The 9,401-nt window shown below is 62.1% G+C and carries 10 protein-coding genes; 7 read left to right on the top strand and 3 right to left on the bottom strand.

The window, feature by feature from the left end:
- Positions 1-105: 105 nt before the first annotated feature.
- Both TRIHO_RS02045 and TRIHO_RS02040 read right to left on the bottom strand, forming a co-directional pair.
- Positions 106-354: a DUF2842 domain-containing protein gene (locus tag TRIHO_RS02045; protein ID WP_068239991.1), complete on the bottom strand. Its 249-nt coding sequence runs from the start codon at positions 352-354 to the stop codon at positions 106-108.
- A complete protein-coding gene (locus TRIHO_RS02040) occupies positions 354-1,649 on the bottom strand; it encodes an adenylosuccinate synthase (RefSeq protein ID WP_068239990.1) in 1,296 nt (431 codons plus the stop codon). The genes TRIHO_RS02045 and TRIHO_RS02040 overlap by 1 nt, the downstream gene beginning before the upstream one ends.
- Positions 1,650-2,169: 520 nt before the next feature.
- Here TRIHO_RS02040 and secG point away from each other — a divergent pair.
- The 5 genes from secG to TRIHO_RS02015 all read left to right on the top strand — a co-directional run bounded on the left by secG (position 2,170) and on the right by TRIHO_RS02015 (position 6,797).
- Positions 2,170-2,535, top strand: coding sequence for a preprotein translocase subunit SecG (secG, locus tag TRIHO_RS02035; RefSeq protein ID WP_068239989.1), 366 nt, complete (start codon positions 2,170-2,172; stop codon positions 2,533-2,535).
- 211 nt (positions 2,536-2,746) lie between these two features.
- The gene (locus TRIHO_RS02030) at positions 2,747-4,390 is read left to right on the top strand and encodes a CTP synthase (RefSeq protein ID WP_068239987.1); all 1,644 of its coding nucleotides are present in this window, start codon (positions 2,747-2,749) and stop codon (positions 4,388-4,390) included.
- Between the two features lie 140 nt (positions 4,391-4,530).
- The gene (locus tag TRIHO_RS02025) at positions 4,531-4,929 is read left to right on the top strand and encodes a VOC family protein (protein ID WP_232367683.1); all 399 of its coding nucleotides are present in this window, start codon (positions 4,531-4,533) and stop codon (positions 4,927-4,929) included.
- Between the two features lie 92 nt (positions 4,930-5,021).
- Positions 5,022-5,447, top strand: a complete 426-nt coding sequence (locus TRIHO_RS02020) for a hypothetical protein (protein WP_068239985.1) — start codon at positions 5,022-5,024, stop codon at positions 5,445-5,447.
- Between the two features lie 447 nt (positions 5,448-5,894).
- Positions 5,895-6,797, top strand: a complete 903-nt coding sequence (locus TRIHO_RS02015; protein WP_068239983.1) for a fructose bisphosphate aldolase — start codon at positions 5,895-5,897, stop codon at positions 6,795-6,797.
- A gap of 132 nt (positions 6,798-6,929) precedes the next feature.
- Here the strand turns inward: TRIHO_RS02015 and TRIHO_RS02010 are convergent, their stop codons facing one another.
- On the bottom strand, positions 6,930-7,760 hold the full coding sequence (locus TRIHO_RS02010; RefSeq protein ID WP_068239982.1) for a crotonase/enoyl-CoA hydratase family protein: 831 nt from the start codon (positions 7,758-7,760) through the stop codon (positions 6,930-6,932).
- A gap of 151 nt (positions 7,761-7,911) precedes the next feature.
- Between TRIHO_RS02010 and TRIHO_RS02005 the strand changes: the two genes are divergently transcribed.
- Together TRIHO_RS02005 and TRIHO_RS02000 are read left to right on the top strand one after the other, a co-directional pair.
- Positions 7,912-9,030, top strand: a complete 1,119-nt coding sequence (locus TRIHO_RS02005) for a pyridoxal phosphate-dependent aminotransferase (RefSeq protein WP_068239981.1) — start codon at positions 7,912-7,914, stop codon at positions 9,028-9,030.
- A gap of 96 nt (positions 9,031-9,126) precedes the next feature.
- A complete protein-coding gene (locus TRIHO_RS02000) occupies positions 9,127-9,339 on the top strand; it encodes a hypothetical protein (protein ID WP_068239980.1) in 213 nt (70 codons plus the stop codon).
- The last annotated feature ends 62 nt before the right edge of the window (positions 9,340-9,401 follow it).

The raw sequence follows: 9,401 nt of genomic DNA, 5'->3' as shown, positions 1-9,401 counted from the left end.
CCCCCGCTGGGGGCGCGGCGCCAGGCCCAACGGGGCGATCTGTTCCGCCAGGAACAGGGAAGGCCGGGCGGGAGACCCCGCCGCACAGTCCCCTCGGCTCAGGCTTTACCGGGAATGCTCATCGTGCAGCGCATCCGGGTCGTCCTTGCCAACGCCGCGAAAGACAAACTTGAACGGCAACACCCAGGCGACCCCAAGCCCGACATAGATCAAAAGCTCCAGCCACAGGGGCGGACGCCCCAGCAGGTTGAGGATGGTCACCGCCAGAACGATATAAAGCGGCATCCCCAACAGCAGGATCACCAGTGCCCAGGTCCGGCGCGCGCGATAGCTCAACCCGTCTTTTTCTGCCATCAGTCGGCAAACGGGTCGGTCACGAGAATCGTGTCCTCCCGCTCCGGGCTGGTGGACAGAAGCGCGACGGGGCAATCGATCAGCTCTTCGACACGCCGCACATATTTGATGGCATTGGCCGGCAGATCCGCCCAGGAGCGCGCCCCTTCGGTCGACTCGCTCCAGCCTTCCATCTCTTCATAGATCGGCCTGCAGCGCGCCTGCTGATCGGCGGCGGTGGGCAGATAGTCCATGCGTTCGCCGTCCAGCTCGTAGCCGGTACAGATCTTCAAGGTCTTGAACCCGTCCAGCACGTCAAGCTTGGTCAAGGAGATCCCGTTGATCCCCGAGGTGGCGCAGGTCTGGCGCACCAGACAGGCATCGAACCATCCGCAGCGCCGCTTGCGCCCGGTAGTGGTGCCGAACTCATGGCCACGGGTGCCCAGCCGGTTGCCGTCTTCGTCTTCCAGCTCGGTCGGGAAAGGCCCCTCACCGACGCGGGTGGTATAGGCCTTGACGATCCCCAGCACGTAATCGATCGAATTCGGGCCGATCCCGACCCCTGTCGCCGCCTGGCCCGCGATCACATTTGACGAGGTGACATAGGGATAGGTGCCGAAATCAATGTCCAGCAGCGCGCCCTGCGCGCCCTCGAACAGGATCCGTTTTCCGGCCTTGCGCTTTTCGTTCATCACCTTCCAGACCGGTGCGGCAAAGGGCAGGATTTCGCCTGCGACCTCGTTCAGCAGCGCAATCAGCGCATCCCGGTCGATGGCCTCCACACCGAGCCCCTTGCGCAGGGGATCATGGTGCTGCAGCGCGCGATCCACACGCGCCTCTAGGGTGGCCGCATCAGCCAGATCGGCGACGCGGATGGCGCGACGTCCGACCTTATCCTCATAGGCGGGGCCGATCCCGCGACCGGTGGTGCCGATCTTGGTCCCCTTGGAGGCTGCCTCCTCGCGGGCGCGATCCAATTCACCGTGGAAGGGCATGATCAGCGGCGTGTTTTCCGCAATAATCAACGTCTCGGGCGTGATCTCCACGCCCTGCGCCCGCACAGTCGCGATCTCATTCAGCAGGTGCCAGGGGTCCAGCACCACACCGTTGCCGATCACCGAAAGCTTGCCCCCTCGCACGACACCCGAGGGCAGCGCGTGAAGCTTGTAGACCTTGCCGTCGATAACGAGCGTATGGCCGGCATTGTGACCACCCTGAAATCGCGCGATCACATCCGCGCGTTCGCTGAGCCAGTCAACGATCTTGCCTTTCCCCTCATCGCCCCATTGGGCGCCGACAACGACAACATTGGCCATATCCGGTCCTTTACATGCGGGTTGAAACCGAAACCCCGTATAGCGAGGCGATCCGCCCGATGAAACCGCAATTTCAGAGGAATTTGGCTTTGTCGTGCCGGTAGCCTGCCCGTGACCTGCCCGTGACCGCTCCGGGCGACCGCTCTGGCGGCCATTGTGCCCCGTGCACGCCTGCCCCGCAGCACCCCGCACTGCAGACGGACAGGCAGAGGGTCCGGCAGGCAAACGGACCCACGCGATAGAGACATATATAGATGCAGAGCGAACATGGCTATAGATGCAGAGCGAACATGGCACAGATTGAGACAAGCGCGCCGGCGTTCTGCCGCTTGGGCCAGTTCCGCCGCTCCGGCCAAATCTGCCGCTTGGGCCAAAACAGCGCGGCGGCCCGCCGGATCACATGGCCCGATCAGATGGCCCGCATCACCGCCCTGGGACGGCGACTGCAACTCGGCCCTTGCCCCGCCCGGCAATCTTCCCTATGAACCGCCCGATACTCAGCCAACAGCCGCAGGGTCCTATGGAAAACGTCGTTCTCATCATCCATCTTCTCCTGGCCCTCGGCCTTATCGCCGTTGTGCTTCTGCAACGGTCGGAAGGCGGTGGCCTTGGCATGGGTGGCGGCGGTGGCGGTGGCGCCATGAGCGGGCGTGCGGCTGCAACCGCGCTGAGCAAGATCACCTGGTTTCTCGCGGTTGCCTTCATCGGCACCTCGATCACCCTGACCGTTCTGGCGGCGCAAAAATCCGCAGGCTCGTCGATCACCGACAGCCTGACCAGCCCGACCAACGACGGCGCGCCGACGGCGCCGACCTCTCCTCTGGGCAGTGATCTGTTGCCGCCCAGCCCGTCCGAGAATGCGCCGCTGGTCCCCAGCGCCGACTAACCTACAAAACTTAGATAAACTTTCGGGAACCGTAACAGCATCTTGCGGTTCCCTTGCGCATGCGTTGCGAATCTGATAGTTGTGAAGCCCCGTGATGCTGCGGTTTTTCCAAACCGCCGGGCAGCTGATCGACCAGGAAAACCGCAGGGTGAACCGGGTCGTGACTGAACCGATTTGTACCTGACACGATCTCACGGGGGCAGCCGAAAACATGGCGCGTTTCATCTTTATCACTGGCGGTGTTGTTTCATCACTCGGCAAGGGGCTGGCATCTGCCGCCCTTGGCGCGCTGCTGCAGGCCCGGGGCTACTCGGTGCGATTGCGCAAGCTGGATCCGTATCTGAACGTCGATCCGGGCACCATGAGCCCGTTTGAACACGGCGAGGTCTTCGTCACCGACGATGGCGCGGAAACCGACCTCGACCTTGGTCACTACGAGCGGTTCACGGGCGTGCCGGCGCGCAAGACCGACTCGATCTCCTCGGGGCGGATCTACACCAACGTGTTGGAAAAGGAACGCCGGGGCGACTACCTCGGCAAAACGATCCAAGTGATCCCGCATGTCACCGACGAGATCAAGGATTTCATCTCCATCGGCGAGGATGAGGTCGATTTCATGCTCTGCGAGATTGGCGGCACGGTCGGCGATATCGAAGGACTGCCCTTCTTCGAAGCGATCCGCCAGTTCAGCCAGGACAAGCCACGCGGTCAGTGTATCTTCATGCACCTCACGCTGCTGCCTTACATCAAGGCGTCGGGCGAACTGAAGACCAAACCGACCCAGCACTCGGTGAAGGAACTGCGCTCCATCGGGCTGGCGCCGGACATTCTGGTCTGCCGCTCCGAAGGGCCGATCCCGGTCAAGGAACGCGAAAAGCTGGCGCTGTTCTGCAACGTGCGCGCTGATAGCGTCATTGCCGCGCAGGATCTGAAATCCATCTACGAGGCGCCACTGGCCTATCACCGCGAAGGGTTGGATCAGGCCGTGCTCGATGCCTTTGGCATCGCCCCTGCCCCGCGTCCGGTGCTTGACCGTTGGGAAGATGTGGCCGACCGGATCTACAACCCCGAAGGCGAGGTCAAAATCGCCATCGTCGGCAAATACACCCAGCTGGAAGACGCCTACAAATCCATCGCCGAGGCCCTGACCCACGGCGGTATGGCCAACCGGGTCAAGGTGCGGATCGAATGGGTCGATGCGGAACTTTTCGACAAGGAAGACGCCACACCTCATCTGCAGGGATTTCACGCGATTCTGGTGCCCGGCGGCTTTGGCGAGCGCGGCACCGAGGGCAAGATCAAGGCAGCACAATACGCGCGTGAACACAAGGTCCCCTACCTTGGGATCTGTCTCGGGATGCAGATGGCGGTGATCGAAGCGGCCCGCAACGTGGCCGGTATTGCCGAGGCCGGCTCTGAGGAATTCGACCATGAGGCGGGCAAGAAACGGTTCGAACCCGTGGTTTATCACCTCAAGGAATGGGTGCAGGGCAACCACAAGATCAGCCGCAGCGAAGAGGACGACAAGGGCGGAACCATGCGTCTGGGCGCCTATGACGCCGCGCTGATCGAAGGCTCCCGGGTTGCGGATGTCTACGAGTCGACCGAGATCGAGGAACGGCACCGTCACCGCTATGAGGTGGACATCAAATACCGTGAGAAACTGGAAGCCTGCGGTCTGAAATTCACAGGCATGAGCCCGGATGGCCGCCTGCCGGAAATCGTTGAATGGACCGATCACCCCTGGTTCATTGGGGTTCAGTTCCACCCGGAATTGAAATCCAAACCACTGGACCCGCACCCGCTGTTCAAGGATTTCGTGCGCGCCGCCAAGGAAGCCTCCCGGCTGGTCTGATCCAGATGCACGCAGCGGTCGCACGCACACTCGCGGCCCTCTGAGGTTCAAGGGCGTCCCTGGTGGGCGCCCTTTTGCATGTCTACTGCAGCTCGGGCCGCCCCTTGGCAGACGCGCCCCGAGCTGCAAGATTGTGCCAGATGGCAAAATACAAAGCGGAGTGTCCGATGCAGGCGGGACTGGGACGTATCGTCCTCTATACCAAACGGATCGAGGAGATGACCGACTTCTATTGTCGTCTTTTCGGCTATCACCGCATCCAGTTGCCCGGAGACAGGATTGTCGAGCTGAGCCCGGCCAGCCAAGGCATTCCAATCCTGCTGCACGCTGCCGCCAAAGGCCAAAAAGAGGGTCAAGCCTGCGTCAAACTGGTTTTTGACGTCAAGGATGTCATCGCTTTCACCACAGTCGCCGCCGACAAGGGCTACCCCTTTGGGCCGATACACAAGGGCGATGGCTATGCCTTTGCCAATCGCAAAGACCCCGCCGGCAACTCCGTCTCCGTGTCCAGCCGTTTCACTATTCAAACCAGCCACTGATCGGCGTTAGCGATTTGGCAGTTCATTTTTGTTAAATTCCGACTCATCGCGAAGACTGGGAGCAGGCCAGGACGGCCAGTGGAGACGACGACATGCCAGAGACAGGCAAAGAGCCCCGGGAGGAGTTCCCGGTCATCGGAACGGAAGAAATTCCGGCGATTTTCTTTGACGGGGACACACTCCTGCTGTGCTACGAGGTTGCACCGATCGACGGTGGAGGTCTCGCTATTCTGGAATTCAGCGACGTCCTGGAATTCAAGGTCGATCCGATGAATGTCGACGAACTGTCCGACGCGGCCTATCCCGTCTCGGCCTGGAACGTGACCGAGATCTGCGGCAGCGAAAAAGCGGCCCGTTGGGCGGCCATGGATGCGCGCTACTGGAGCCTGTCGTTCAGCGACCTGACCCTGACGGTGCTGTTTGACACCGTAAAACTTGCCGGACGCACGCCCGAACGCTGCGCGCCGCATACCGCATTGAAACATTTCATGTCCACCACGGCAGCCGCGGCGGCCTAGGGTCACGCCCGCCCAAGATCCCGGCCATTGCCACTGGTTGCGCAGGCCAACAGATCCGCACCCGGTCCCAAGGTCACGAAGCCCCTGTCCCTTGGCTCCGGGCTCTTGGCTCCAGCGCCGTTGAACACTGGTGTAACCGGCGAGACGCTGCCCCCCACACCATGATGTTCCGCAGGCTTTTGTTGGGTTGGCCTGGCCCCGGGGCGGTCTTGATCGCATTTTGGTGGCTCCAACGGGTCGGTTCGGGGCCAAACCGCTTGCCTTATGGAGCTTCATTCTTGCCGAACCAGGGCGGCGCGCTGTCGACGCCTGCAAATCCTTCACTCAGGGCTGATATTTTTTACGTTAGCGCAACCATCTGAAACCATTTGTTGTTTCTGTCACAAGCGCCGGTATAGAACGGGCGCAATATCCATTTAATGATTTCTCCCAAGGAGGCCGCGCGTCATGGCGACAGACACCGCAACCCATGAGCAACAGTTTGACAGGATCGCCAATGGCAAAGGCTTCATTGCCGCGCTGGATCAGTCCGGCGGGTCCACCCCCAAGGCGCTCAAGCTCTATGGTGTGATGGAGGATGCCTACTCAAACGACGAGGAAATGTTCGCCGAAATCCAGAAGATGCGCGCCCGGATCATTACCGCGCCGGATTTCAACAGCGACAAGATCCTCGGTGCGATCCTGTTTGAAAAAACCATGGATGCTGCAATTGAGGGCATCGCCGTGCCGCAATACCTGTGGGAAAAATGTGGCGTCGTGCCGTTTCTCAAGGTCGACAAGGGGCTGGAAGAGGCCAGCGATGGCGTTCAGCTGATGAAGCCGATCCCCGGTCTGGACGCGCTGTTGACCCGCGCCGTCGCGGCCGGCATTTTCGGCACCAAGATGCGCTCTGTGGTGAAAGAGGCGAATGAGGTCGGCATCAAGCAGATCGTCGCCCAGCAATTCGAAATCGGGCTGCAGATCGCCAAGGCGGGTCTGGTGCCGATCATCGAACCGGAAGTGGATATTCACTCCGCCACGAAATCCGAAGCCGAGGCCCTGCTGAAGGCGGAGATCGCCGCCCAGCTTGATGCGCTGCCCGAGGGCACCAAAGTTGCGCTAAAATTGACGATCCCGGACGAAGCCGGGCTATATGACAGCCTCGCGGATCATGCGTCGGTTGTGCGCGTGGTTGCGCTGTCGGGTGGCTATTCCACCGATGACGCCTGTGCACGCCTGTCCAAGAACACAAAGATGATCGCCTCTTTCAGCCGCGCATTGACCGAAGGGTTGAACGCCGGGATGTCCGATGCGGAATATCACAGCGCCCTTGGCTCCAATATCGACAAGATTTACCGCGCCTCGATCTAGGCCACCGCCATGTCTGACAAGGCCGTGCCGCTGGCGCGGCCTTTGTCGTTGGTGCCGTGGCCTGTCGAGAGGCAACCTGTCCGAAGGCCGCGAGCCGATGTCTGTCTCGGTCTGTGCAGCGCCCGGCACCGGCTATTTGAAAACGGGCGGGCGTTTTTGCAGGTTGGCCATGACCACTTCCATCTGTTCCGGCTCGCCAATCAGCGCGGCCTGCTCGGCGCTTTCCCGCAAGAGGACCTCGCTTTGTGGGGCGCCACTTTCGGCATAGGCGATCAGGCGCTTTGCGGCGCGGATGGCGTTTGGCCCCTTGCCGGCAATCTGAGCCGCCAGATCCTGCGCCTGGGCGACCGGGTCGTCGCTGATCGTGGTCACAAGCCCCCAATCGGCCGCCTGGCTGGCCGCAACCGGGGTCGCCGTATAGGTCATTTGTCGCAGCACATCCGAACGCAGCAATCGCGGCAGCAGGGCCATGCCGCCCATATCCGGCACCAGTCCCCATTTCATTTCCATCACCGCAAGCCGGGCGTCCGGCGCCGCGATGCGAATGTCCGCCCCCAATGCGATTTGCAGCCCGGCGCCGTAAACCGCCCCCTGCAGCGCCGCGATCACCGGAATTTCCAATTGGTGCCAGATCATCGCAACCGCCTGAAAATCATTGGATACGCCCTCGGTGCGTTCCATGATCCAGGCCTTGTCCGTCATCTGCCCCATGGCGGCAAAGCTCATGACATCAAGCCCGGCACAAAAGCTCTTGCCCGCCCCGGACAACACAACCGCCCGTGCGTCAGACCGGGCCACCTCCTTGCCCGCGGCGATGATGGCCCGGATCATCGCATTGTCCACCGCGTTCATCTTGTCGGGCCGGTTCAGCGTGACATGGGCGACATGGTCGCGCAGCGCAACCGTAACGCGGGGTGGGTCCTGTTCTGCCGGTGCCTGTGGCGCCTGTGGGTCCTGTGCCATGGTAGTGCCTCCTCGATCATCGCGCGGCCTGCTGTGTCGGCTTGCGCGCCCAGCTTGCCTGTCTTGTCAGCCGCTGACCAGCCTGACGCGAGGGCACGATCACGACCGAGGCCTCTTGCCTGGGCGCAGACGCCCGGCTAGGTCTTGACCCATGACAGATATGCGCCAAACCCCGCTCGCCCAATCCCTGCCGGCCTCGGTCCCCTTCGTCGGGCCGGAAACCCATGAACGGGCCCGTGGCGCGCCCTTTGTGGCGCGGCTTGGGGCGAATGAGAACATCTTTGGCCCCTCACCCAAGGCGGTTGCGGCCATGGCGGACTCGGCGGGCGAGATCTGGAAATACGGCGACGCTGAGAGCCACGCGTTGCGGCAGGCCCTGTCGGACCTGCATGGCATCGCGCCGGAACATATCATGGTCGGCGAGGGTATTGACGGCCTGCTGGGGTATCTCGTCCGGCTATACGTTGGGGTGGGCGACGCGGTGGTGACCTCGCTGGGCGCCTATCCGACGTTCAACTATCATGTGGCCGGCTTTGGCGGTATCCTGCATACGGTGCCCTATCGCGACGATCACGAAGATATCGCAGCCCTGTTCGCCAAGGCGCATGAGGTCAAGGCAAAACTGGTCTATCTGGCCAATCCGGACAATCCGATGGGCAGTTGGCACCGGGGCGCCGATATCGTCGCAGCCCTGGACGATCTGCCCGCGGACAGCCTGCTGGTTCTGGACGAAGCCTATGTGGAATGCGCCCCCGACGGCACCGCCGCCCCGGTGGCGATCGACGATTCGCGCGTGATCCGGATGCGCACGCTGTCCAAGGCCTATGGCATGGCAGGCGCCCGGGTTGGCTATGCGATGGGCGCGACAGACGTGATTTCCGGTTTCAACAAGGTGCGCAACCATTTCGGCATGAACCGCTGTGCCCAAATCGGGGCCACCGCCGCGATTCTGGACCGCGAATGGCTCGCACAGGTGCAAGGGGAAATCACCGTGGCACGCGAGGACATCGCCCGCATCGCCCGGAGCCAGGGCCTGACACCGCTGCCTTCGGCGGCAAATTTCGTGGCTGTGGACTGCGGCGCGGACGGCGCCTTTGCCAAGGCGGTGCTGGATGAGCTCGTCGCCCGCGGCATTTTCGTTCGCATGCCCTTTGCCGCGCCGCAAAACCGCTGCATCCGCATCAGTTGCGGCCCCAAGACGGACCGCGATGCCTTTGCCGCGGCCCTGCCAGAGGCGCTCGCAGCGGCCCGAGCGCAAGCCAGCCGGTAAAAACAGCGGCCAGAGCCGCGAATGTCCCGGCACTTTACCATCGGTTTACCCCTTTTCGTCTATGTTGAGCGACGATTGCCTGCCTGGAGGGGTGATATGAAAAACCATGATGACTCGCGAGATACCACTGATCTGCTGAGGACCACGTTGAGCTTTATGGCTGTGAACCTGCTGTGGATCTTCTTTGCGGTCTGGCTGCTCTATGGCATCGTACCGGTTTTGCTGCTGGCGGTGGTGATGAACCACATGATCAACCGGCTTGAGGTGCGCCTGCTGGTGGCAGAGCGTCATCCGCGCCGCGACTTCTAGCGCAGCGCTCAAGCGCCCTCGGATCAAAAGCCCGAGAGGCGTTCCGCCCGCCCCCTTTCCGA

The sequence above is a fragment of the Tritonibacter horizontis genome (assembly GCF_001518015.1).
Taxonomy (GTDB): Bacteria; Pseudomonadota; Alphaproteobacteria; order Rhodobacterales; family Rhodobacteraceae; genus Epibacterium; species Epibacterium horizontis.
This window is presented reverse-complemented; position numbering and strand designations above follow the sequence as displayed.

Bases quoted from the DNA above. Each gene is read 5' to 3' on its own strand.
- TRIHO_RS02045 (WP_068239991.1), bottom strand. From the start codon at position 354: ATGGCAGAAAAAGACGGGTTGAGCTATCGCGCGCGCCGGACCTGGGCA.
- TRIHO_RS02040 (WP_068239990.1), bottom strand. From the start codon at position 1,649: ATGGCCAATGTTGTCGTTGTCGGCGCCCAATGGGGCGATGAGGGGAAA.
- secG (WP_068239989.1), top strand. From the start codon at position 2,170: ATGGAAAACGTCGTTCTCATCATCCATCTTCTCCTGGCCCTCGGCCTT.
- TRIHO_RS02030 (WP_068239987.1), top strand. From the start codon at position 2,747: ATGGCGCGTTTCATCTTTATCACTGGCGGTGTTGTTTCATCACTCGGC.
- TRIHO_RS02025 (WP_232367683.1), top strand. From the start codon at position 4,531: ATGGCAAAATACAAAGCGGAGTGTCCGATGCAGGCGGGACTGGGACGT.
- TRIHO_RS02020 (WP_068239985.1), top strand. From the start codon at position 5,022: ATGCCAGAGACAGGCAAAGAGCCCCGGGAGGAGTTCCCGGTCATCGGA.
- TRIHO_RS02015 (WP_068239983.1), top strand. From the start codon at position 5,895: ATGGCGACAGACACCGCAACCCATGAGCAACAGTTTGACAGGATCGCC.
- TRIHO_RS02010 (WP_068239982.1), bottom strand. From the start codon at position 7,760: ATGGCACAGGACCCACAGGCGCCACAGGCACCGGCAGAACAGGACCCA.
- TRIHO_RS02005 (WP_068239981.1), top strand. From the start codon at position 7,912: ATGACAGATATGCGCCAAACCCCGCTCGCCCAATCCCTGCCGGCCTCG.
- TRIHO_RS02000 (WP_068239980.1), top strand. From the start codon at position 9,127: ATGAAAAACCATGATGACTCGCGAGATACCACTGATCTGCTGAGGACC.